The organism is Chryseobacterium sp. CS2K3 (assembly GCF_059515185.1).
In genome coordinates, this window is record NZ_JCAKRW010000013.1 from 25,393 (window position 1) to 51,458 (window position 26,066).

Here is a 26,066-nt window from a genome sequence, read left to right on the forward strand (position 1 = left end):
TATGTAGAAACTGAAATCAGGTTTTTGCAAGGGTAAGAAGAGGTCTTCAATAAAGAAAAATGGAAACCGAAATTGTAGTTTAAAACTCTATAACAGCCACTTTACATATTGAATCCTGAGCAATTAATTAACTCTTACACTTTTATTCGTTATTCTAATGTCATCATCTTTCCATTCACTGGTTGTAATAATGACATTCCCTCTCTTTTTAGGGTCTTTTTTGATCGGAAATTTATCTTCTTCCCACTGGCTGCAATGTGTTGAAATAGGGGTTACCATAGGTCTCCAGCCTGTTTTGCTTAACGTATAAACATAAAACGGATGCCAGCAGCTGGTACACCAATTGGGATAAAAACCGATATCATCTTTACCATCATTATTAAGATCTCCAAGATTATATAAAGACCCTCCTTTCGCAGGAGAAATAACGAACGGTTTTATGTTTTTGTCACTGAAATAGATGGTTGTTTCGCATGTTCCGTCGCACTCGTCTGAACAATCGGTTACCTTAGCATAAATATATTCTTTAGTTCCGTTACCATCAAAGTCTCCCTGTAGATTTTCTTTGGCTGCCTCCTGCGCTATACAGAATGAACAACAAAGAGTTACTGTGGTTATTATTAGTTTTTTCATTGGTTTATTTTTTTATACAAAATGCGAAGTTTGGGATACGGGATAAAAAACAGAATATCACACGCTGCAACACTACTATTTTCTCGCTACTCTCAGCAAAAGTATTATTATTAAAATGATTGAGAACAAAAATCCCAGTATAGCTACCACAGATAATTCTCCTATTCTCGGTCCGGATTCTGAAACAAAAACAATTGCTGTTGCAATAATATTAGCTCCCAGAATCATTGCCAAAATCAGATTAATAACACTGGATTTTATCAGCTGATTGGTCTTTTCTATATTTTTAATTTCACTGGAAACGGTGAATTTATTTTCATCTAATTTTTGAAGAACAGAGCGAAGTTCTTTGGGAATTTCGTCTACATTATCCGTAAAATTCATCATTCGGTCCATTCCCGTTTTTAAAAGGTTTTTCGGACTGATCTTTTTAGTGAATATTTTCTTCGTGTAGGGATGAAGACTTTTTACAATATCCAGATCCGGATTAATATTTCTCCCAACACCCTCTATCAGGCTGATTCCTTTAAATAAAAGATAAAAATAATCTGGCATGTAAAGTCTGTTATCTTTAAGAATATCTTTCATTTTATTAAGAATAACCTGAACATTAATATCCTGTAATGAAGAGCTGTGCACAAAATTCAGAATATCTTCTACATCATTTTCAAATCTTCTTTCGTCCGGAATCTCGTAGCTTATCGCCATTTTTTTTAGATATCGGACAATTTTATGTGGATTTTTCGCTACAAAGCTTACAATAAGATTTTCAAGGATTTCTTTATCATTTGGTTGAATTTTTCCTACAGCACCAAAATCAATGAAAACAATTCTCCCATCTTTTTTCACCAAAATATTTCCTGCATGGGGATCGGCATGGAAAAAGCCATAATCTAAAATCTGGGAAACAAAAAGTCTTAATCCAGTTTCTGAAACTTTTACAGGATCAATATTATTTGCCAGAAGAACAGACTTATCGGTTACTTTGATCCCATCGATGAATTCCATACAAAGAATATTGTTGTTGGAAAATTCTTCATATACTTTAGGAACGTAAGTTTCTTTATTATTTTTAAAATTAAGACGAAATTGCTGAATATTATTTCTCTCATTGATCAGGGAAACTTCTTCCAGCAATGATTTTTCGAAAGTAGAAATCGCCTGCTTCAGATTAAGCTTCTCTCCTATTTCTGAATAAGCAGATATTAATTTTTCAATGTCTTTAATTAATAATAAATCATCTTCAATAACTGATTGTACATCTGGTTTTCTGAGTTTTAAAATAACCGGGCTTCCATCCAGTAAAACGGCTTTGTACACCTGGGCAATAGATGCCGTCGCTAAAGGTTCTTTCTGAATTTCTAAAAAATGATCTTTCACAGAAATATTGAATTCACTTTCCAGCGCTTCCTCTATATCCATATCTACGGTTTCCACTTTATCCTGCAATTTCTGCAACTCCTGAATCAGTTCCGGTGGTAAAAGATCTTCCCTGTTACTGAATGTCTGCCCCAGTTTCACAAAAGTAGGTCCCAGCTCTTCTAAAGCGAGTCTTATTCTTTCATAAACTGTTCCTTTCGAAATAATTTCGTCTGAAGTGGAAGAAGTTTCTTCCTGCTTATTTCCGCCATTCATTCTTGCCAACATGTCTTTAAAGCCATATTTACTTAATACGGAAATAAGTCTTGCGGATCTTTTCAGTTTTCTTTGTTGCTTATCAAACATAGTGTATCAATAGTAGGTGCAATTTACTCCAAAAACTGTTCCTAATGCTATTTTGACTTGAGTTTAGAGTAAGAAATTCAGGGTTAAATGGCTGGAAGATGGAAGTGTGAGGCTGGAAGTTACTTTTAGCCATCCCCTTACTATTTGTTTTTTATCAAACCCTTAAAAGATAAAATATCTTCCTGATGGTTTTATGAATTGCGGTTTTCTATGCCCACTTCAGACTCATTTTCAGTAACGAGTCCTAGTATGAATTTAGCTGATTTTATAAAAAAACAGGCGGAAAATCACCACAAAGAGATTAAATTTTTCATCACATAATCAGTATTTTAAATGATTATTTCTATACATAATGAAAAAACAATGTCACGTATAATAATATTTTATATATTTACAAAGTACAAACATTAAAACAAACCAAAAAAGTATTACAACATGAAAAATTTACGTAACAGCAAACTTTCAAGAGAGCAATTAAAAAACGTTTCAGGAAGCGGAATTATCATTGGAGATGGTAAATGCTCACGTCAATGCTGCCCTACTGACGGACTTCCAAAATGCCCGGGAATGATTTGCCCTGCGGTAGTTTGCCCACAGTATTTATAAGAATACTCATTAAATTTTAGGTAAAATAAAAACAGAATGCTTTCGCATTCTGTTTTGTTATTTAAGGTAGGTTTCATAAAGGTCTTTACGACGGTCTTTCATTACCTGAACAGAGCCGTTATGGTGGAGATCTTTCAATAAATTCAAATCTACATCTACAATTAAAGTCATTTCTGTATTAGGAGTCGCTTCTCCTTTCACCGCATTGGAAGGGAAGGCGAAATCTGAAGGTGTAAATACGGCAGCCTGCCCAAACTGAATATCCATATTATTAACTTTTGGAAGGTTTCCTACGCAACCTGCAATTGCAACATAACATTCATTTTCTATGGCTCTTGCTGCAGCACAGTGACGAACCCGCATATAAGCATTCTGGGTATCGGTTAAATAAGGAACAAACAGGATCTTCATTCCCTGATCTGCCAGAATTCTTGGTAATTCCGGGAATTCAACGTCATAACAGATCACAAGACCTATTTTACCGCAGTCTGTATCGAAAACTTTTATTTCATTACCCCCTTTCATTCCGTAATAGCGTTTTTCATTGGGTGTAATGTGGATCTTTCTGTATTCATCCATACGTCCATCGCGGTGAAGAAGATAGCTTACATTGTATAAATCATTCGTCTCATTATCAAAAACCGGCATACTTCCGGAAATAATATTGACATTATAACTGATAGCAAGTTCAGAAATTTTCTTTTTAATATCTTCCGTAAGCTTGGCAAGCTCTATCATACTGTCTCTCTCTGAAAGGCTGTTGAAAGGAGCCAGCAAAGGCGTATTGAAAAGTTCCGGGAAAAGTACAAAATCTGACTTGTAATCTCCCATCACATTGACAAAGAATTCCACCTGTTCATAAAAGGCTTCTATATCTCTGAAATGTCTCATTTGCCACTGTACCAATCCCAGCCGGATAATACTGTCCTGCATGGTATTGGGTCTTTTGCTGTAATAAATATTATTCCATTGTAGGAGAACGGCATTTTCTCTAGATGCTTCGTCTTCGGGAAGATACTTCCTCAACACTCTGATGGGAAGAAAGTTATTGGAAAGCTGAAATGACAAAACAGGGTCATAGATTTCTTTATCTCTTACTCTTCGAATATATTCTCTTGGGGAAAGCTCATGACTATGCTTGTGGTAATTCGGGATTCTTCCGCCAAGGACAATAGATTTTAAGTTTAACTGTTCACAAAGTTCTTTCCTTGCATCATAAAGTCTTCTTCCAAGTCGTAATTCACGAAATTCCGGGTCTACAAAGACTTCTATTCCGTATAAAACATTTCCGGTGGCTGAATGGGTATTGAAGGTATAATTTCCTGTAATATCGCTATACGTATGATCATCTCCAAATTCTTCATAATTAACAATAATGGAAAGTGCCACGGCAGCCAATTTTCCGTCTACCGTAATGCAGATCTGTCCGTTAGGAAATATTCTTGTTAATTTTTCAATACTTTTTTTCGACCATATTGATTCTGACATTTGAGGATAAGCTCTCTTCATAGTTTGCGCCAACTCATCATAATCCTGAACAGTCAGGGGTCTTGTTTCTATTTGCATTTGATGTAATTTTACTTAAATTTAGTGAAAATTTTAAACAAATACCCTTATCAACCTATTATAACTTTATATTCTAAATGAAACCATATGCATTAGTCTTAGCTATAAGTGTTACCATCATTTTTATTTTAAGAATTTTTTATCCCACCTCAACCATTAATATTTCACACAATTTAAACTTATTTTCTGCATCCAAAATAAGTACTCAAGAAACCAAAAATTTTGTTTTCATCTATTTAATAGGAGTAATGTTGTTAAATTATATCATTTTCCATAAACATATACTGTTTAAACTGATATACTGTTTATTAATCACTATAAATATTTTACTGCTTATTTTTTCATTGAAACAGTTTTAATAAAAAAATCCTACCCAAATTGGGCAGGATTTATATTTAAAATTCAAGTTGAAATTATTCCCACTCAATGGTTGCAGGTGGTTTGCTTGAAATATCGTAAGCTACTCTGTTGATTCCTCTTACTTCGTTGATGATTCTGCTTGATACAGTGTCCAAGAACTCGTAAGGAAGTCTGCTCCATGTTGCTGTCATAAAGTCGATGGTATTCGCAGAACGAACTACAGCTGTGTATTCGTAAGTTCTTTCATCTCCCATTACTCCTACAGATTTTACAGGAAGCAATACTACGAAAGCCTGAGATACTTTTTCGTAAAGGTCATTTTTATATAATTCTTCGATGAAAATATCATCAGCTTCCTGAAGGATTCTTACTTTTTCAGCATCTACAGCTCCCAATACTCTGATTCCTAATCCAGGACCTGGGAAAGGGTGTCTGTATACTAAATGATGAGGAATACCTAATTCTTCTCCTACTCTTCTTACTTCGTCCTTGAAAAGCTCTCTTAGCGGCTCTAATAATTCGAATTCCATATCTTCAGGAAGTCCGCCAACGTTATGGTGAGACTTAATTACTGCAGATGGTCCGTTTACAGACTGGCTTTCGATAACGTCAGGGTAAATGGTTCCCTGGGCTAAGAATTTAGCGCCTTCAATTTTATGAGATTCTTCATCAAATACGTGAATAAATTCGTTTCCGATGATTTTTCTCTTTGCTTCAGGATCGTCTACTCCTGCTAATTTTGAAAGGAATCTTTCTTTAGCATCTACCATTTTAATGTTCATATGGAAGTGCTCTCCATACTGATCCATTACTTTTTTACCTTCATCCTTTCTCAATAATCCTGTATCTACGAAGATACAAGTCAACTGATCACCGATAGCTTTGTGGATCAAAACTGCGGCTACAGAAGAGTCAACCCCTCCGGAAAGGCCAAGGATTACTTTGTTGTCTCCTACTTTCTCGCGGATTTCTTCAACTGTTTTTTCAATATAGTTTGTCAGTTTCCAGTTTTTCTCTGCATTACAGATTCCGAATACAAAGTTTTCGAGCATTTTCCCGCCTTCTTCTGTATGAGAAACTTCCGGGTGGAACTGAACGCAGAAGATTTTCTTCTCTTCATTGGAAATAGAAGCAATTACTCCAGATTTTGCGTTTAATTCAAAACCTACAGGCAATTCTCCTACTTCATCAAAGTGGCTCATCCAAACTACAGAATTTTGGGTCACTCCTTTTAATAAAGAGCTTTCTTTAACGATCTCAAGATTAGCTTTTCCGTACTCTCCTTTTTCTCCTTTGTTTACTTTCCCTCCTAAAAGGTGAGCTGTCATCTGCATTCCATAGCAAATACCTAATACAGGAACTCCCTGCTCGTATAGTTCTTTTTCAACCAGGTGAGCATTTTCTGCATTTACAGAGCTTGGACCTCCTGAAAGAATGATTCCTTTTGGTTGTTTTGCTATAATATCTTGTAATGGTGTATTGAAAGGCAAGATTTCAGAGTACACGCCCATCTCACGGATTCTTCTTCCGATAAGCTGGTTGTACTGGGATCCGAAATCTAAAATAATAATACCGTTGTTCATTTTTGATAATTGATTTGTTTGAAAGATGTCAGAATTCAGACACTAGATTTCAGATTTGGATCTGAAGTCTGGCATTTAACATCTGAACTCTTTTTCTAATATTAACTGTTTTACAAAAAAAGACTTGGAATGGCTCCAAATCTTTTTTCGTGATTTATTAAAACTTTCCGATGTCTTCTCTATAGAAGCCGTAATCGAAATGTACATGACCTGCGTCTTCGTAAACTTTCTTGCGTGCATCTTCGAAAGTAGCTCCTGTAGCTACGATGTTCAATACTCTACCGCCATTGGAAACTACTTTATCTCCTTTTCTGATCGCGCCTGCATATAAAAGCTTACTGTGTTTTACTTTATCTTCTCCTGTAATTTCGAAACCTGTTTCGATGTTTCTTGGATACCCACCTGAACACATTACAAGACAAACAGCTTTTTCGTCTTTGAATTTAAGTTCGATGTCTTTTCCATCCATACAGTCCTGTATCACATCAAGAAGATTGTTTTCCATAAGAGCCATTAATACCTGAGTTTCAGGATCTCCGAATCTCATGTTATATTCAAGAAGGTAAGCTCCGTTCTTAGTTACCATTAATCCGAAGAAAATGATTCCTTTGAAGCTGAATCCTTCTGCTTTAAGACCTTTAATAGTAGGTTCTAAAATATTTTGTTCAAAATCAGCGTAGTGTTCCTGCGTGAATTCCGGGCTTGGAGCTACTGAACCCATACCTCCTGTGTTTGGTCCTGTATCACCGTTACCTGCTTTCTTATAATCTTTTGCAGCGATACAAGGGAATAATTTCTCACCGTTTGAGAAAGCGATGATAGATGCTTCAAATCCTTGTAAATATTCCTCGATTACTAAACGGATTCCTGCGTCTCCGTAGATTCTTCTGATCATGAAATCGTGGATCGTAGCTTCAGCTTCTTCAAGGTTGTCACAGATAACAACTCCTTTTCCGCCTGCTAAACCACTTGCCTTGATCACTAGAGGATATTGCTGAGTCTGGATGTATTCTTTAGCATCGTTATATGAATCAAACACTACAGCTTTAGCTGTTTTGATATCATAGGTCTGCATAAATTTCTTAGAGAAAGCTTTACTTCCTTCAAGGCTCGCTACTTTCTGAGTAGGTCCGAAAACCTTCAGATCATGCTTCTTGAACTCATCTTTGATCCCAGCTACTAATGGAGCTTCAGGTCCAACGATTGTTAAATCAACTTTTTCTTTAATAGCGAAATCTCTAAGTTCTTTGATTTCTGATAAATGAACATTTTTCCCTATTACATCGGTAGTAGCATTCCCGTTGGCAAAAAACATTTTAGACACTCTCGAGTCATTCTGAAGCTTTGCTGCTAGAGCAGATTCTCTACCGCCTTCACCTATGATTAATATTCTCATACTTTATTTATTATCTAGTCTTATTCTACAAATATATAATTTTGGATGTTAAAAATACAATCCCAAATTATTTTTTAATTCTATTTTAATTAGTGGAAAAAGTGTCTAACCCCAGTAAACATCATTGGGATTTTGTGCTCATTAGCAGCTTCTATACTGTCCTGATCTTTTACACTTCCACCTGGCTGGATGATTGCCTTGATACCTTCCTGAGCGCAGAAATCTACAACATCACGGAAAGGGAAAAACGCATCGGATGCCAATACTAAATCACCTGTAAATTTTTCTTTTGCTCTTTCAATCGCCTGTTGTGTAGCCCAGATTCTGTTTACCTGTCCACCTCCGATTCCGAAAGCCTGGATACCGTTGGAAACAACAATAGCGTTTGATTTTACATATTTTACGACTCTCTGAGAGAAAAGTAATGCTTTTTTCTGCTCTTCTGTAGGCTGAACTTCAGTTACTACTTTAATGTCGTCAGAGAAATGTAAGTCGTTATCCTGAACCAAGATTCCCCCATCTACTTTCACCCAAGTCTGCTTGTCTGAAACAGGGTTTACGATCTTAATGATTCTAAGGTTTTTCTTTTTTCTTAAAACTTCAAGAGCTTCTTCGTCAAAATCGGGAGCCATTACTATTTCAAGGAAAGTTTTGTTCAATTCCTCTGCGGTAGCGGCATCGATCTTATAGTTCATAGCAACAATTCCGCCAAAGATAGAAACAGGATCACATTCGAAAGTTTTCTGATAGGTTTCTAATCCTGAAGTACCGATTGCAACTCCACAAGGGGTAGAGTGTTTTACAGCACAGCAAGCCATTTCATCTTTGAATTCGTTCACTACTTTCCAGCAAAGATCCATATCACGAAGGTTGTTGAAAGAAAGCTCTTTACCTCCAAGCTGTTCGAAGTCTTTCATTGCTCCGTTTTCGAAAGTAGAAACGTAGTAAGCTGCTGTCTGGTGAGGGTTTTCGCCGTATCTCAGATCAGAAACTTTTTTGTAAGATGCATTTAAATAAGTAGGATATTCCTCGTCTAAAAGCATTCTTGAAATAGCAGCATCATAAGCTGATGTAAGATTGAATACTTTTCCTGCAAGCTTCTTACGGGTTTCGATGTAAGTATCACCGTTTTGCTCCATTTCCAGTTTTACTGCTGTGTAGTCTGCTACGTCAGTAATTACGGTAACGGAATCAAAGTTTTTTGCTGCAGAACGAAGCATTGATGGTCCACCGATATCGATAAATTCTACTTTCTCATGTAAAGAAATGTCTTTGTTTACATTTTCAAAGAAAGGATAAAGGTTTACGATCACCATGTCAATCAGACCAATTCCGTGTTCCTGAACGGTTTTCATGTGCTCTTCGTTGCTACGAACGGCTAACAATCCACCGTGAACTTTCGGGTGTAAAGTTTTTACTCTTCCGTCCAACATTTCAGGGAAATTGGTTACCTCATCAATCTGAATAGGATTTAAACCAGCGTCTTTCAAATGTTTGAACGTTCCTCCTGTGGAGATTAACTCATAATTCTGAGCTTCCAAAAACTGTGCGAATTCAACTAATCCACTTTTGTCAGAAACACTGATTAAAACTCTCTTTTTACTCATTACTTTCAATTTTTACTTTTCACAGTTATTTCAAACTGTATCCGGTTCTTTCACCTCCGGATTACTTTTTATTTTACTTAGATTTTTTTTCTCAATGTAACAATGTATCAATTTCGCAATGTAACAATACCCTCAACATTGGTAAACTGTTACACTGATACATTGTTATATTTATTAATTTCCCAGGACCTTATTGATCGCTAAAGGAAATATTTCATATTCAATCTGATGAACTTTCTGAGCTAATGTTTCAGGAGTATCATCCGCTGTTACTTCAAAAGCTTTCTGAAGAATGGCTTCTCCTTCATCAATTCCCGGCGTTACAAAATGTACTGTTGCCCCACTCTCTGTCTCTTTGGCTTCAATAACGGCATTATGAACGTTCATTCCCCACATTCCTTTTCCTCCAAATTTCGGAAGCAATGCCGGATGAATATTAATTATTTTACCATTCCAGTTTTCGCAGAATTCAGGTTTTAAAATGGATAAGAACCCTGCCAATACGATAAGGTCTGTATCTTGTGGGATTACATTTGCCAATTCACTGCTGAAATTCTTTCCTCTGGGAATCAGTATGTTTTCTATATTGTGATTCTTTGCTCTTTCCAATCCAAAACATTCTCTGTCAGCAACCACCAGACTTACTTTTGCATTCTGAATTTCTCCAGCTTCAATGGTATCAATGATTCTCTGCAGGTTGGTTCCTGAACCGGATACAAGTACTACAATGTTCTTCATATTTATTTTGGCAGCCTTTTCAAGGTTTAAAATCTTGAAAAGGCTTTTTTTTACATCTTACAGTTTCCTGTCTGATTTTATTTTTTTATTAACCGATGTGTACCATCCAATCTTTCAATTTCTTCAACATAAAATTTAGGAGCGGAATCACATCCTGATTTTGAGCCTTTTTCCAAGCGACCTTTCAATCTATAGGTCTGGTTATATTGATCTGTCCGATTATCATAAAAATAATTTTTCAACTCAAGGGTCTGAAAAACATCTTCTGTTTCAGGATTTACATCTTTTCCTAATAAAAAGTGATACCGTGAATCGCTGACTTTTTCAACTTTGACATCATCATTATCGTCACCGCAGGCATATTGCATAAATGTGGCTTCGATGGTAATGAAATCTCCTAAAGATATTTTATGTTGCCACCTGTCAAATCCCCAATATCCAACTCCGAGGAGTACTATTGCTATGATACAATAGCGGATCGGTTTACTCATCTCAATATATCTATTTGGCAGCCTTGTCAAGGCTTTTCCTGTCTGATTTATTTATTATTACCCGATGTGTACCATCCAGTCTTTCTATTTCTTCAACATAAAACCTGGGAGTATAATTATCACATCCTGATTTTGAATTTATCTCTAATCTACCTTTCAATCTATACGTCATATAGAACTGATCGGTACGATTATCAAAAAAATAATCTTTAAAATCAAAAGGATCAACACTATTTTCATCTTCAGGATTGATATCTTTTCCTAATAAAAGATTGTATCGTGGATCACTTACTTTTTTAACTTTAGCATCATCATTATCATCACCACAGGCATACTGCATAAATGAAGCTTCGATTGTAATAGGATCTCCTAAAGATGTTTTATGTTTCCAGCTATAAAATCCCCAATATCCTGCTCCGAAGAGTACTATTGCAAAGATCAGATAACGGATGGGCTTTTTCATTTATTAATGTAACAATGTATCAGTCTAGCAATGTAACAATGACCTATTGTTAAATTATTACAGTGATAAATTGATTTTCTCTGCTCCTTCAGTGATTTCTCCGATTTCGTAAGCATCATCTAAAAGGTGTAATACTTTTTCAGCATGTTCAGCATCTACTACGATTACCATACCTACTCCCATATTGAATGTTCCGTACATTTCTTCACGGGTAACTCCACCTCGTTTTTCTAATTCAAGCATTACGCTTGGAATTCTAACTTTAGCACCGTCAATAGAAGCACAAAGTCCTTCAGGGATAATTCTCGGAACGTTTTCGTAAAGACCACCCCCTGTAATGTGAGCAATTCCGCTTACTTTTACTTCTTCCAATACTCTGTGAATATCTTTGAAATATAATCTTGTAGGAACTAAAAGGGTTTCGTATAAAGGTTTTCCTTCGAATTCTTCTTCGAAATTCGGGAATACTTTTCTTACTAAAGAGAATCCGTTTGAGTGAAATCCTGAGCTTGGTAACGCAATAATTTTGTTACCTGCCTTAATGTTAGACCCGTCAATAATCTGATCTTTTTCTACAATTCCTACACAGAATCCTGCAACGTCATAATCACCTGGCTGGTACATTCCCGGCATTTCAGCAGTTTCTCCACCTATTAATGCACAGTTATTATCCTTACATGCTGCTACCATTCCAAGAACGATTTCAGCTGCGATTTCAGAATCAAGCTTTCCGCAAGCTAAATAATCAAGGAAGAATAAAGGCTTGGCACCGTGACAAAGAATATCGTTGGCACACATTGCGAAACAATCTACACCAATAGAGTCGTATTTTTTGGTATCCAAAGCTACTTTCAGCTTTGTTCCTACTCCATCTGTTCCTGAAACAAGCACCGGATTTTTGTATCCTCCGATCTCATAGAAAGCACCAAAACTTCCCAAATGGTTTAATACATTTGAATTGTGGGTTTCACCGACTGCTTTTTTGATCTTGTCAACCGTTTTGTATCCTTCTTCTTTGTCTACTCCTGCTGATTTGTAAGTGTTGCTCATGTCTGCTTAGATTTTTTAGATCTTAGATTTCAGATTTCAGATGGTCTTGTATCTGATGTCTTACGTCTTTTTATCTTTTAATATTTCAATTTACTTTTTATACCTGATTTTAGAAAACAAAAAAGCCGACAATCTTTTCAGATTATCGGCCGTTATTTTATCTCAGAATTTCAGAGTCCACAATTTTCCCTTTATGAGAAAAACATTGTTTATAGGAGGTCTGAATTTTCATCTCTTTTCTTTTTGCAAAAATAGTAATTTTAAATGAATATTCAAATTCTATTTTTCAAGTATTGTTTCGATAGCCGCAATCTTCTTAATTTTTTCCTTTAATTCACTGTCTTTCTCTTCATTAGAAATTTTTTGAGCAGCTTTATCAAAGTTGTCATTAAAGAAAGGAAGAGAGAAAGTTTCTACCACATTTCCACCGTGGAAAGGGAAACGCTTGGATGCAGCTTCTAAAACTCCTGCTCCACCTCTGCCTCCGGGAGATGTAGACATCAATAGCATTGGTACTTCGTTCCACACTGTTCTGTCTTTGATTCTTGATACCCAGTCGAACACATTTTTGAATGCTGTAGAGTATGTTCCGTTGTGCTCTCCTAAAGCAACCAACAATACATCTGCTCCATCTATTTTTGCCGCAAAATCATGTGCTTCCTGAGGAACGCCTCCTGCCAGTTCTCTTTCGTGCTTATAAATTGGCATTTCGAAAGGGTTCAAATCGATTACTTCTGCTTCTGCATTTTCAAATAATGTTGATGCATAAGCAACCAACTGTTTGTTCATTGAAACGTCTGAGTTACTTCCTGCTATTGCTAAAATTTTCATATGTAGTATTTATTTTTAAGTTAAATGGAGGTACTATCTTTTCACTGATAGTCATTCCACAATATTTTATTTTTTCGGGTACAAATTTAGTTTTTATTTAAGATAAGATGGTAATTCCATCGGTACTTCCATTAATAATATTTCTGCGTCTTCCACCGCTTCAATATTAAAGCTTTGAGTATCCCAGATTCCTAATCCGTCTCTTTCATTAAGGACACGGTCTCCAACTTTAGCACTTCCTTTTAACACAAATGCGTAAACTCCATTTCCTTTTTTGTTCAACATATAGTTTTTACCGTTTCCTTTTTTGAAGTTAGCGATATTAAACCATGCATCCTGGTGAATCCAAACTCCATCATCATTTTTATTAGGTGATAAGATCTGTTGGAATCCGTTGATTTTTTCACCTTCCTTGATGCTTTTCTGATCGTATCTAGGTTCAACATTTACTTCTCTAGGGAAAACCCAGATCTGTAAAAATTTTACTTCTTCATCTTTATTTTTATTGTATTCACTATGCATTACTCCGGTTCCTGCACTCATCACCTGAATTTCACCTTTTCTGATCACCTCAGTAGTCCCCATTGAGTCTTTATGCTCTAAATCTCCTTCCAAAGGAATAGAAATTATTTCCATATCTCTGTGAGGGTGTGTTCCGAATCCCATTCCCTGAGAAACGGTATCGTCATTCAAAACTCTCAACACTCCAAAATTCATTCTATCTTTATTCTGATAGTTTGCAAAACTGAATGTATGATATGAGTTTAACCAACCGTGATTGGCATGTCCTCTTGAATCTGCTTTATGATATACTGTTTTCATTTCTGTGATTATTTATGGTACAAATGTACGGGATGCGGAGATGAAAAATGGTTGATGTAGGTTAAGAAAAGAATAACGATTGAAAAATGTCTTTTTTATAAGCCACAAATGCAGAATTTTTCCTTTATTATCTGGGCATTCGCAGCGACTAGAAAATGTATAGGTTTTGGCTAAAGTCAATTCTCGTTGTGATAAAATAGAAAGCGGACTAAAGCCCGCTTTTATTGAATTTCAATTTTATCGTTTATGATTGATAAATGTCTTTAGTTTTTTTATTTCAGGCTAAAAATGTACCTGTTTGATTTCTTCTTCTATTTCCTTAGGGGTTTCGTCTTCTGATTTAACAAAAATCATGGTCACCAAAGCTCCTATAAGCATGCAGACACCTCCTACAACTACATAGTCCATTGCCTGTTTTCCAAAGATACCACTTACGATAGGACCTCCAAACGAACCATTAATGATCTGCGGAATTACAATAAAGAAATTGAAGATTCCCATATAAACACCCATTTTCTTTTGTGGAATCACTTCAATCAACATGGCGTAAGGCATTGCCAGAATACTTGCCCAGGCAAATCCTAATCCGATCATTGAGATCCAGAGGTTATCTACATTTTTAATGAAGTACATAGAAATTAATCCCAATCCTCCACATAAAAGCGCTAAAGCGTGGGTTTGTTTTTTTCCGATCCATTTGGCAATCGGTGTGAGTAGAAATGCAAACGGGATAGCCCATAAATTATACATTCCAAAGAGTTTACCTGTTAAATCTCCAGCATCATTGAATGCTTTTGAATGAGTATCTTCCGGAGACAATCCCATATGATGCGTCGCCAAAGCACTTGTAGTAAACACCCACATTGTAAATAAGGCAAACCATGAAAAGAACTGCACAATTCCGAGTTTTTTCATTTGGATAGGAATAGCTGCGAAGTCTTTGAATATATCTGAAAATCTGGAAGGTTCTACTGATTCTTTATGATCTTCTTCAAATTCTGAAAACTCCTGTGGTGAGTATTCTCTTGTAGTAATGATTGTGTAAAGAATAGATACAAGAAGTAATGCCGCTCCTATATAAAAAGAATAGATGACATTATCTGCAACAAAGCCTTCTGGAGCAACATTGGAAATTCCAAGGCGGGTAAGCCAATCTGGTAAATATGATCCTAACACGGCTCCAATCCCGATAAGAATAGTCTGTACTGAAAAACCTATTGTTCCCTGATGTTTTGGTAACATATCTCCTACCAATGCTCTGAAAGGTTCCATTGCCACATTCACGGAAGCATCCATCATTGCCAGAAAAATAACAGCTAATAATAATGCGGATGCTGCAAACATATGAGTAACGGATGCTGCATTGGGAAGTAAAACCAATCCTATGGCACAGAGAATGGCACCAATTAAGAAATAAGGTTTTCTTCTCCCCAACGGACTCCATGTATTGTCTCCCATATGCCCGATAATGGGCTGAACAATAAGCCCGGTGATGGGTGCTACCAGCCAGAACCATGATAGTTCATGAACATCAGCTCCAAGGTTAGCGAGAATACGGCTTGCATTTCCGTTCTGTAATCCAAATGCCATCTGAATTCCTAAGAATCCCATACTCATATTGATAATGCGAGTAAGTGAAAGTTCCGGTTTTGTTTTTTTAGCCATTGCTGTCTTTGGGATATTATTTTGTTTTTAACTGTTGGATCAAAACATCTTCCAGCGCTGTTTTTTCAGCTACCACTTTATCTACTACGTCGTTAGGAACGGTCATAGAAAGAACATATTGTTTTACTTTCCAGCTGCCATTAATTTTTTCTACAACACCTGAACCTCTGCAAATTTTCATCTGAGTGTCTAATAATTCATCAAACCACGCCAGTTTTCCATCTTTGCTGAAATAGATATTTCTTTTAAGAGCGGTAAAATTCCAGGTTCTTTTTTTATCAAAGTGCGGTTTTGCCCAGACCATAAATTCTCTTTTATTCCAGATTTCTGTGGCATCTGTTCCGATAAACGTAGATTCATCAGCAAAATAGTTGAAGTAAGCATTATAATCAGCTTTTGCAGCAGCTACATTGAAGTTGTCAAGCATGGTGCTGATTTCTGATTTCTCTTTTTCAAATGTTTTGCCTGATTGTGCTGAAACTATCGAAAAGCCTAATAGAAACAGGATGAGTGTATAAGCAGTTATTGTTTTTTTCATAGGTAATATTATTTTTCAAGTTCTATGATAAACGGAGTCTTTGCCGGAATTGTTATATTTTTCTGTAATGATAATTGTTTTCCTGAAATAATCTCCTTCCCTTTGGTAAATCCTTTCAGAGATTCTTCAAAATATTTCAAATCAACGGTCTGATCTTTTGAATTATTGTTAATGATCACCATTACGCTTTCTTTATCATTATATCTGAAATAGGTAAAAACATCATCTTTAGGGACAAAATTTTTGGTTTTACCGGTATGAATTACGTCTTTTCCTTTTCTCCAGTTCAGTAATTTCTGAGTAAACTGGAAAAATTCTTTTTGTTTCGGAGTTTGTTCTGACGGGTTAAAAGCATTTTGCTTATCAGATTTCCAGCCTCCGGGAAAATCTCTTCGGATATCGGCATCTCCTCCTTTTTGTTTATCTCCACGCATGCCTATTTCTGAGCCGTAGTAAATCTGAGGAATTCCGCGAACTGTTGAAATTAAAGTCAGCCCCATTTTGTAAGCATTGGGATCTTCGTTGAAAATTTCATTCCATCTTTCGGTATCATGATTTTCAAAGAAAACCATAACGTTATTGATATCAGGATAAAGGAAATCGCTGCTAAAAGAGTCGTAAAGCTTTATTATTCCTTTATTCCAATCCTGTTTTTCTTTAAATGCATTCGGCATATCACCAAAGAGCATGAAATCCATCACAGACGGCAGATTTGAATTATATCCTGCGGCTTCTCCTGTTTTGGAATTTTTCTGCCAGGCGGAAATCTGCCCTGCAGTATACAGCCATGTTTCTCCTACGATATTAAATTTAGGATATTCATCGGTAATTGCCTTTGCCCATTTTGCCATTGCCTCTTTGTCGTTATAAGGATACGTATCTACACGGAACCCTCCCAATTCGGCATATTCTATCCACCAGATTGCATTTTGGGTAAGATATTTTAAAACCAATGGGTTCTTTTGATTGATATCCGGCATTGTTTTATCAAACCATCCGTCAAGCGCAAGTTTTTTATCTATATCTGAGGCATTGGGATCAAATTGTGTTGATGTTTTGTAATTCGATCTTGTAAAACCGTTTTCTCCTTCTTTAAACCAATGAATCCAGTCTTTTGTAGGTAAATCCTTGATCATCCAATGAGAAACACCCCAATGATTGGTCACGTAATCCATCACCAGTTTCATGTTTCTTTTATTTAATTCCTGAGAAAGGGTTTTATAATCTTCGTTGGTTCCGTATCTGGAATCTATTTTATAAAGGTCTGTCTGGGCATAGCCGTGGTAAGAATACACCTTTTCATTATCCTCATTTACAGGAGTTAACCATACAGAAGTTGCTCCGAGATTTTGAATATAATCCAGATGATTGAGAATTCCTTTTAAGTCTCCTCCATGTCTTCCGTTGGGTAAATTACGATCTGCTTTTTCAGTAAGATCTGATGTAGAGTCATTCTTTTCATCACCATTGGCAAAGCGATCAGGCATGATCAGGTACATTACGTCTTTTGAGGTGAATGATTCACGATCTGCGGAGCCGGAATTTCTTTGTTTCAACTCATAAGTGTAAGTTCCAAGGGCTTTATTGCCTTTTTTAATATTGATTTGAAACTTCGGAACGCTGATCTCATTGGTATTGACGGTGATAAAAACATAGTTGGGATTTTCTACCTTTTGGATGTCTTTTATCTGTATCCCGTCTGAAAGGGTAATTTCATTATTGGCGATTCCTTTTCCGTAAACAAGGATCTGAAGTTCAGGATTTTTCATTCCTTTCCACCAGAAAGCCGGTTCTACTTTTTCCAATGTTTTTTGGGAAAAAGCGGCAGAAGCTACGGAAAGGGCTAATGCTGCGTATAGTGTCTTCATATTAATGTTCAATTTAGCATTAAATTTTCATATATAACCCTAAAAATGTGGATTTTTTATGTTTTATTTTAAAATAATTCAAAGAATAATTCACAAAAACGACGGGCAATTTGACATGGTATCCATAAAAGAAAAATGCCCCGACAAAATCGAGGCATTTCATTGTTATTTTACAAATTATTTTACCGGTTTAATTGAAATTGCGAAACCGCCACTTCTTACCATTTTAAAATTAATTTTGGATTTGCTTGTAATCTCTTTTTTGTAGATATTATAGCTTTGAGGGTTGTCGATATAATCTGCATCTTTCCCATCTTCGTAGATTGTTGCTTCATATTTCTTTCCTTTATCTAGGAATGAGAAATCTACAGTATACTCACGTTTGTTTTCATCGGTAATACCTCCTACAAACCAGTTTTCTGTACCTTTTGCTTTTCTTGCTGTGATCACATAATCTCCTGGCTCTGCGGATAAGATTTTTGTATCATCCCAGTCTGCTGCTACATCCTTGATAAACTGGAAGGCATCCATGTGCTTCTTATAGTTTTCAGGTAGGTCAGCTGCCATCTGAAGCGGCATGTACATCGTCACATATAATGCTAATTGTTTTGCTAATGTGGTTTTTACGAAACGCTGATCTCCAGGGAAATAATAATCTAACTTTGTCTGGAAAATTCCCGGTGTGTAATCCATAGAACCTCCCATCCATCTTGTAAACGGAAGTACGGTCTGATGATCAGGCTTATTCCCTCCGAATGCTTCATATTCTGTTCCACGAGCTGCTTCTGCTGAAATATAGTTCGGGTAAGTACGGCTTTCTCCTGTAGGACGTACAGATTCGTGAGAGTTTACCATGATCTTATACTCGTTTGCTTTTTCAGCAATTCTATAATAATGGTTGATCGTCCATTGAGAATAGTGATGCTCTCCTCTTGGGATGATATCTCCTACATATCCTGTTTTCACAGCATCATAACCGTATTTGTTCATCGTTTGGAAAGCTTTATCTGCCCATCTTTCATAGTTCGTTGCTGAACCTGAAGTTTCGTGGTGCATGATCAGCTTAATTCCTTTTGAATGAGCGTATTCGTTCAACATTTTGATATCAAAATCCGGGTAAGGTGTTACGAAATCAAAAACATATTCTTTAGAGTGACCGAACCAGTCTTCCCAACCTATGTTCCAACCTTCAATCAATAATCCCTGGAATCCGTTTTCTGCTGCAAAATCGATATATTCTTTTACTTTAGTGTTGTTCGCTGCATGTTTTCCGTTTGGAGTAAGCTTTGTAAAGTCTGTTTTATCCAAATGAACGTTTTCAGCTGTAGAATATGCCCACTGAGATTTTCCAATGATCATTTCCCACCAAACTCCCATGTATTTTGTAGGGTGAATGTAAGATGTGTCCTTGTATTTTGTAGGCTCGTTAAGGTTAAAGATCATTTTAGAATCCATTACCTCTTCTGCTTTTGGCGCTACAATAATGGTTCTCCAAGGGGTAACTGATGGAGTCTGGATATATCCTTTTGCTCCTTGTCTGTCAGCTGTTAAATGCGTTTTAAACTTGAAATTCTGAGCATCAACTTCTAAGTGAGAAGCCGGATAATCTAATACTGCTGCTTCTGCAACGTTAATGTATAAAGGAGTTTTTCCTTCTTTTTTAAGCATCAATGGAGACTGAACCGCATTTTTCACCAATGTCTGAGAGGCATTTGCGTCATAAGCTTTATCCCATTTTGCCGGAATTTCAGAAACTTTTGTTTCCTGATATTGATATTCCTGAGAATCATAATCTGCTACAATCCACCAAGCTTTCATATCGGTTGGGAAATCGATTTCAGAATCTTCTTCTCTGATTACGAAATAATTAAGATTTTTTTGTTGTGGAAATTCATATCTGAAACCAAGACCATCATTGAAGAGTCTGAATTTCAATACAATACTTCTGTCTGTAGAAGTCTGGTTCAGCGTTACCGCCAATTCATTGTAGTTATTGATATAATTTTTCTTTTCTCCAAGAACCGGCTGCCATGTTTCGTTTTTGGAGTCTCTTTTTTCATCTACCTTCGCAAAACCGTTGTTAAGGTCGTATTTTGCATCTTCTGGCTTGGCAATTTCAGAAGCAAATTTAATGGCTGTGTCTTTAAATAATCTCAATCCTAATTTTGAATCTTCTACAACCACCGCACCGTTGTATTTAAGGTTATAGAAAGGAACTCCGTCTTTCAACTGGAAATTCATTTCAAATTTACCGTCCGGCGATTTTAAAGATTGTGCTTTCACACCTGTAAACATCATTGAGAGCAAAAGGGCTCCAACTGTAATTTTCTTCATAATGACTATTTATTAACTTAAAAATAAAAGAGACTGCTACTCTCAGGCAGCAGTCTCTGAGTATATGGATTAAATTTATCTCTTAATGAATACGTATTTACCGTCTAGATCATTAAAGAATACATCGTATTTTCCAGCTTCATTTACAGGAATATTACTTCCACCTACTGATGCTGTACCTGAGAAAGGAGTATCACCACCCCAATTTACATCCCAATTATTATTAGCTCTGAATTTTGCTTCACCTGGCGTTAATGAAATATTTTCAATTCTCCAGATATGGGGGTTCAAAGCCGAAGCTGTCATATCCTCATCATTATCCCATCCTCCAGGTGTTGATGATCCAATAATACCAACAGTTGCATAAGGAGTTGACGTGACATTATAAGGATTAAGTGAATATGTTTTTGCATTAATATCGATTACAAATGTATAATATCCTGCAGTTGGAACAGTAAATGCTCCCGGCTCATTAGTACCATCAAGGTTACTTACTGTTATATTACCTGCCGTAAGCCCCCATTGTGGGTGCCATTCTCCTAGTTTTTCAAGCATTTTGAAGCCATCAGCAGCAAAATATCCAGTATAATAGAATTTATTTACATTCACAGGATCTCTAAATAATGGTACATTATGAGCATTATTTTCCCATCCGGATTCAGTAGCTCCTCCCACAAGATAAAGATTCTTCAAACTTACAAATGGTGTAATCGTAAGATTTAAAACATTAGAATAATAACTAGTCTGTCCATTGAACATACTTTTAAATCTAACATCTATGCTTGTTGCTTCACCTGGCTTTGCACCTAAGTTTAGTAGTAAATCATTCAATGCCTTATGTGTTATTGAAACACTTTTCACATCACTTGGAGCACTTAAAACTTCTGTTTTCGCAAAATTATTTCCTTTTATACTAAACTCAATAAAATATGAGGGTACAACAGATGGATTATATACTGGAAGCGTATAATTAAACTTTAATGCATCAACTAAGGGTGTTGTATTATCTAGAATAACAGTATTATTATCAACTGCTAAAGTAGCAGCTGACGTTTCATTTAACATGATTCTATCATCATCTTCACATGAAACAACGAGTGCCAATAGTAGTGATGAAAATATAATTTTAAAAATATTTTTCATTTCTTTCAAACTTTAGATTAGTAACCAGTATTTTGAGTCAAATTCGGGTTTGCCTGTAAGGCTGACATAGGAACAGGGAATACCTTATAATTATCAGAAATAGAAGTTCCATTTACTAATCCTCCTTTCCAAGGCCATAAATAAGATCCACCAGTAAATTTACCGTATCTTATAAGATCCTGTCTTCTTACACCTTCCAAACCAAGCTCACGTCCACGTTCGTCAAGAATTGTTTGAAGCGAAATATTTGTCAAAACATCTGCATTTGCTCTTGTACGAATTAAATTAACATAATTAAGTGCCTGAGGTACAGTTGCTGTAGAAGCTCCTCTAAGAGCACATTCTGCATAAATAAGATAAGTATCTGCTAATCTAAATAACGGAAAATCAGTTGATGAGAAAGAAGTTACACTTCCCGATCCATCTGTATTTTTATTAGTAAATTTAATTGAAGGATAGCCATCTGTCCATTCTTTGTAATCATTCATTTCATAATTATGACCTGTCATCCAGAACAATTTTGATCTGACATCGTTACTAGTAGCGAGGCTGGCAGCATTGGAAGCAAAAAGACCATACCATGCTTTTGTTGCTCTATGACCACCCCATCCTTCTGTAGCTCCATAAGCTGCAAGATTCATGGTTGTTGAGTTTAAGTTACCATTTACGATGTAAGTAGTATTACCATAACTCTGAGAAGAAGTAGCATCAGCAATAAGTGGAAAAATAATTTCTTTAGAAGTATTATTATCTGCTCTGAAATTCTTCGCAAAGTTACCTTCCAGCTGATACTTACCACTTGCAATTACTTTAGATGCATAGGTAGCTGCATCTGTATATCTTGCAGTTCCCGTATATACTTCGGCATTTAAATAAAGCTTTGCCAGAAGCATCTGAACTACAGCTTGGTTAGCCCTTCCATACGTATTAGATGGAGCAATTTTACCTTCAATATCCTTCAATTCTGATTCAACAAAATTAAAAAGTTCTGCTCTTGTAGCTTCTGGAAGGGGTGTTGTTGTTGAAAATGTATTATCATCCACCAATGGTCCTTTACCAAAGAAGTCTATTAAATAATAATAAGATAAGGCTCTTAAAAATCTTAATTCACTTATATATTGCTCCTCATTTGCAACATCAACTTTAGTTTTCAAAATCACAATCAAGTTTGTTGTTTGAGGAATTGTATAATAAATTCTATCATACACATATTTGAAAAACTTATTATTTGAATTCCAACCTGTTGTTGTTGTCAATTGATCAAGACCATTATCTCCCCAACGATTCTTCATACCATCAGCTGTAAAATCATTAAGATTAACAAGCCCTCTGATAAAAGGTGATTCTCCTGCATTAGCACCAGAAATATCTGAATCATTAGGACCACTTACACTTGATAAGGCAAATGTAGAATACATTCTAGATAAGAGACCTTCTACTGCATTAGGATCTCTGGCTAATAGCTCTTCCAAGGTTAACTCAAACTTTGGCTCTGTTTCCAAATCATTTGTACAGGCACTAAAAAACAAGCCTGCCATTAATACTAAACTATATATTTTTATCTTTTTCATTGTTATCTCAGATTAAAAATTAAAATTGAACCCTACTGTATAAATTCTCGGTCTTGGATAGAAATTGTTGTCAACTCCACCAAAATTTTCAGGATCTTGTCCTTTATATTTCGTAATAATAAAAGCATTATTTACGGAACCATATACTCTCAGATCAACCTTATTTCCAAAGATTTTCTCAATATTATATCCTAATGTAACATTGTCTAACCTTAGGAATGAAGCATCATGTAGAAAATAATCTGAAAAATACATATTATCTGTAGGTTGTATCAAGTTAGATGAATATCTTCCATTATTGAAATCAAGCAAATTGCTCAAATGTTCTGAATTAGAAGTTTTTGCCTGATTAACAAATCCTTGTGCTACATGCCTTCCATCATAAACTTTCCCTCCAATCTGTCCTCTGAAATTAGCAGTAAGATCCCATTTTTTATAATTTAATGTTGTCCCAAATCCGAAAGTAAAATTAGGAACCAACTGGGCATTATAACGATCTTCATTAGTAATTTTACCATCACCGTTTCGATCTACAAATGTATCAGCAATTGGATTTCCATTGGAGTCATATACTTGTTCAAACATCCATGCCGAATTAGGTTGAAGACCTACAACATGGTAAGCTATTTTAACACCTGTTCCTACAGGAAGATCCCCTCCTGCCGCAATTCTGTCATAATATCCAAGTTCAAGTATTTCGCCCTTATTATAAGACATATTACCAAATATATTCCAGTTAAACGTCTCTGTTTTGATTGGATTTACATTAAGATTTAATTCAACACCTCTGTTTCTTAATGATCCAACGTTTGCCGCAAATTCATTCGTAAGACCTTGTCCTGGAGGAACTGGAGATTTTAATAATAAATCAGTAGATTTCCTGTCATAAAAGTCAAGACTTCCTGAAAGTATATTTCCTTTAAATAAACTAAAATCAACCCCAATATTCCAACTGGTTGTAGTTTCCCATTTCAAATCTTTATTAAATCCTAGAGCAGAATAAATATTATAACCAGGAAGGTATTGAGAGTTTTCTCCTCCTAAAGAGAATAAAGGTCGCGAAGGATAAAAACCACCCGAAATTTGAGTGATATCCTGTTGCCCAGTTTGACCCCAACCAATTCTTAGCTTTAATTCTTTTACAGCCTCAACATCTTTTAAGAATGATTCTTCTTGCATTTTCCACGCAAATGCTGCGGACGGAAAATATCCCCATTGATTATCGAATCCATTGAACAATGATGATGCATCTGCCCTGAACGAAGCTGTAAATAAATATTTATTTAAAATATCTACGTTTGTTCTTGCAAAAAATGATTGAAGATTTAAGTGGTTGAAATATCCATAAGTAGGATTAGCCCTATTAGGTTGAGGTATTCGAAGCCCACTTCCTGAAGGGTCAGCATAAAACTGCTCTTTGTTACCATCATACCTAAAATCCTGATAAGTATATCCTCCCTGAATCAAGAAATTAGTAAAAAAATCATTAATCTTCCTATTATAAACTAAATAGGCATCAAAATTTTTATTATTGGTGTACTGATTTTCGCCATATGCTAAACCAGGATTATATATTACATCATTTAAAGAGCCATACACAAGGTTAATCACAGAATTTCTTGCGTTCGGATCATATGTTTCTCTAATTTTTGTCCTTGATGATTCAATACCCAAATTAACAACCGCTCTTAAATCAGGTAAAAAATGAAACTTATAATCAATTTCCATATTTCCAAGAAAACGATATGTATTTTCAGGACGATGTCTTTGATCTAACATTCCAAGTGGGTTAGAATCATATGTTAAATTATATCTTCCATCATTAGCGATATAATTATTCTGATAATAACCACCAAAATAATTAGCTCCTCCTTGTCCCCAAACATCTCTGCTATAGACAGGAAGTGTAGGGTTTCTAGACAAAGCAGATCCAATGACAGCTCCCGCGTCCACTGTTTTTTTATCTATCCTGTAGCCTTTTGCATTAATATCAATCTTTAAATGCTTATCAAAGAAAGTTGGAGTTACACGAAGAGTTGCAGAATATCTTTCTAAATCATCATTCTTCACCACTCCCTCTGTTCTGTTATAGCCAAGAGACAATCTGATAGGCAACACTTTGAATAAATTTCCTGATGCACTGAAATTATTATCTGTAGATACAGAATTTCTGTAAACTACATCCTGCCAATTGGTATCATATATTTTACCCATTGTTGTTGGATTGGAAGGATTTCCTCCTACACCAAGTTTCCACACATCGTTAGGAAAGTACTGTTTAATAAAATCGACATATTGACCAGAGTCCATTACATCAATATATTTAGTGACCTGCCCAACAGAAACATTAGTGTTAAAACTCATCTTTAATCGACCTCCTCCTGACTTGGTTTTGATTAAGATAACACCATTGGAAGCTCTTGCACCATAAATAGCAGTAGCAGAAGCATCCTTCAATATTGAAAATGATTCAATATCATTAGGATTTACAAGGGCTAATGGATTCTGAATTCCTGCAGGATTTGTTCCATCTAAAGGAATTCCATCAATAACAATTAATGGATTATTAGACGCACTTAAAGATGAGCCACCACGGATGCGGATATTGGGTGCAGAGTCCGGAGAACCTCCTCCACTTGTAATTCTAACTCCAGGTGCTTTACCTTGAATCAGCTGATCAGCAGAAACAATAGCCCCTTTATTAAAATCTTTTTCCGTAACAGCAGTAACAGAACCTGTTAAATCTGTTTTCTTTTTTGCACCAAACCCCACCAAAACAATTTCATCGATTTTCTTCTCCTTGGTGATAGAGTCTTTAGTCTGCGCGTGCATTACTGTACTTGCCAGTAAAAAAGCAGGCGCTATTTTTAATACCGTTGTAAAATTCTTCACAATCTTATTTTTATAGTTTCGTTTCAGTCTTATTCTGGCGTTGTACCAGATTCGCAATTTAAAAAAAAATTAGAATTATTATAATTTTAATATAATTTATAATAAAATTATGTATATTACGAAACCGATTTTAGTTAAAATTTTACACATCAACATCTTACACGATAGTATGCTATGCATAATA

Annotated in this window: 20 protein-coding genes; 1 reads left to right on the forward strand and 19 read right to left on the reverse strand. The window is 35.7% G+C overall.

Features of this window, described 5'->3' with window-relative positions; genetic code table 11:
- Positions 1–123: 123 nt before the first annotated feature.
- Both AC5YGG_RS18425 and AC5YGG_RS18430 read right to left on the reverse strand, forming a co-directional pair.
- Positions 124–633 (reverse strand): hypothetical protein, encoded by a 510-nt coding sequence (locus AC5YGG_RS18425; RefSeq protein WP_496145897.1) that lies wholly within the window; start codon positions 631–633, stop codon positions 124–126.
- Between the two features lie 75 nt (positions 634–708).
- Complete coding sequence (locus AC5YGG_RS18430; protein ID WP_496145898.1) at positions 709–2,358, reverse strand: ABC1 kinase family protein; 1,650 nt, start codon at positions 2,356–2,358, stop codon at positions 709–711.
- A 435-nt stretch (positions 2,359–2,793) separates the two neighbouring features.
- Between AC5YGG_RS18430 and AC5YGG_RS18435 the strand changes: the two genes are divergently transcribed.
- Complete coding sequence (locus AC5YGG_RS18435; protein ID WP_165602228.1) at positions 2,794–2,964, forward strand: hypothetical protein; 171 nt, start codon at positions 2,794–2,796, stop codon at positions 2,962–2,964.
- A 57-nt stretch (positions 2,965–3,021) separates the two neighbouring features.
- Here the strand turns inward: AC5YGG_RS18435 and AC5YGG_RS18440 are convergent, their stop codons facing one another.
- From AC5YGG_RS18440 to AC5YGG_RS18520, 17 genes are all read right to left on the reverse strand, one after another.
- A complete protein-coding gene (locus AC5YGG_RS18440; protein WP_496145899.1) occupies positions 3,022–4,530 on the reverse strand; it encodes a GNAT family N-acetyltransferase in 1,509 nt (502 codons plus the stop codon).
- Positions 4,531–4,943: 413 nt separating this feature from the next.
- A complete protein-coding gene (gene guaA, locus AC5YGG_RS18445; RefSeq protein WP_496145900.1) occupies positions 4,944–6,473 on the reverse strand; it encodes a glutamine-hydrolyzing GMP synthase in 1,530 nt (509 codons plus the stop codon).
- A gap of 157 nt (positions 6,474–6,630) precedes the next feature.
- A complete protein-coding gene (gene purD / locus AC5YGG_RS18450) occupies positions 6,631–7,869 on the reverse strand; it encodes a phosphoribosylamine--glycine ligase (RefSeq protein WP_496145901.1) in 1,239 nt (412 codons plus the stop codon).
- 89 nt (positions 7,870–7,958) lie between these two features.
- Positions 7,959–9,476 carry a bifunctional phosphoribosylaminoimidazolecarboxamide formyltransferase/IMP cyclohydrolase gene (gene purH, locus AC5YGG_RS18455; RefSeq protein ID WP_496145902.1) on the reverse strand — a complete coding sequence of 506 codons (1,518 nt, stop codon included), beginning with the start codon at positions 9,474–9,476 and terminating at the stop codon, positions 7,959–7,961.
- A 174-nt stretch (positions 9,477–9,650) separates the two neighbouring features.
- Positions 9,651–10,214, reverse strand: coding sequence for a phosphoribosylglycinamide formyltransferase (gene purN, locus AC5YGG_RS18460; protein WP_496145903.1), 564 nt, complete (start codon positions 10,212–10,214; stop codon positions 9,651–9,653).
- 77 nt (positions 10,215–10,291) lie between these two features.
- Positions 10,292–10,705: a hypothetical protein gene (locus tag AC5YGG_RS18465; RefSeq protein ID WP_496145904.1), complete on the reverse strand. Its 414-nt coding sequence runs from the start codon at positions 10,703–10,705 to the stop codon at positions 10,292–10,294.
- Between the two features lie 10 nt (positions 10,706–10,715).
- The gene (locus tag AC5YGG_RS18470; RefSeq protein WP_496145905.1) at positions 10,716–11,168 is read right to left on the reverse strand and encodes a hypothetical protein; all 453 of its coding nucleotides are present in this window, start codon (positions 11,166–11,168) and stop codon (positions 10,716–10,718) included.
- Between the two features lie 57 nt (positions 11,169–11,225).
- Complete coding sequence (purM, locus tag AC5YGG_RS18475) at positions 11,226–12,218, reverse strand: phosphoribosylformylglycinamidine cyclo-ligase (protein ID WP_496145906.1); 993 nt, start codon at positions 12,216–12,218, stop codon at positions 11,226–11,228.
- Positions 12,219–12,497: 279 nt separating this feature from the next.
- Positions 12,498–13,049, reverse strand: coding sequence for an NADPH-dependent FMN reductase (locus AC5YGG_RS18480; protein ID WP_496145907.1), 552 nt, complete (start codon positions 13,047–13,049; stop codon positions 12,498–12,500).
- A gap of 93 nt (positions 13,050–13,142) precedes the next feature.
- Positions 13,143–13,871 carry a pirin family protein gene (locus AC5YGG_RS18485; RefSeq protein ID WP_496145908.1) on the reverse strand — a complete coding sequence of 243 codons (729 nt, stop codon included), beginning with the start codon at positions 13,869–13,871 and terminating at the stop codon, positions 13,143–13,145.
- 282 nt (positions 13,872–14,153) lie between these two features.
- Positions 14,154–15,536, reverse strand: coding sequence for an MFS transporter (locus AC5YGG_RS18490; RefSeq protein WP_496145909.1), 1,383 nt, complete (start codon positions 15,534–15,536; stop codon positions 14,154–14,156).
- 16 nt (positions 15,537–15,552) lie between these two features.
- The gene (locus AC5YGG_RS18495) at positions 15,553–16,074 is read right to left on the reverse strand and encodes a nuclear transport factor 2 family protein (RefSeq protein ID WP_496145910.1); all 522 of its coding nucleotides are present in this window, start codon (positions 16,072–16,074) and stop codon (positions 15,553–15,555) included.
- An 8-nt stretch (positions 16,075–16,082) separates the two neighbouring features.
- Complete coding sequence (locus tag AC5YGG_RS18500) at positions 16,083–17,942, reverse strand: glycoside hydrolase family 13 protein (protein WP_496145911.1); 1,860 nt, start codon at positions 17,940–17,942, stop codon at positions 16,083–16,085.
- A gap of 177 nt (positions 17,943–18,119) precedes the next feature.
- A complete protein-coding gene (locus AC5YGG_RS18505) occupies positions 18,120–20,276 on the reverse strand; it encodes a glycoside hydrolase family 97 protein (RefSeq protein WP_496145912.1) in 2,157 nt (718 codons plus the stop codon).
- A 75-nt stretch (positions 20,277–20,351) separates the two neighbouring features.
- Positions 20,352–21,419 carry a SusE domain-containing protein gene (locus AC5YGG_RS18510; protein ID WP_496145913.1) on the reverse strand — a complete coding sequence of 356 codons (1,068 nt, stop codon included), beginning with the start codon at positions 21,417–21,419 and terminating at the stop codon, positions 20,352–20,354.
- A 17-nt stretch (positions 21,420–21,436) separates the two neighbouring features.
- Positions 21,437–22,990 (reverse strand): RagB/SusD family nutrient uptake outer membrane protein, encoded by a 1,554-nt coding sequence (locus tag AC5YGG_RS18515; RefSeq protein WP_496145914.1) that lies wholly within the window; start codon positions 22,988–22,990, stop codon positions 21,437–21,439.
- Between the two features lie 12 nt (positions 22,991–23,002).
- Positions 23,003–25,882 (reverse strand): SusC/RagA family TonB-linked outer membrane protein, encoded by a 2,880-nt coding sequence (locus AC5YGG_RS18520; protein ID WP_496145915.1) that lies wholly within the window; start codon positions 25,880–25,882, stop codon positions 23,003–23,005.
- Between the last annotated feature and the right edge of the window lie 184 nt (positions 25,883–26,066).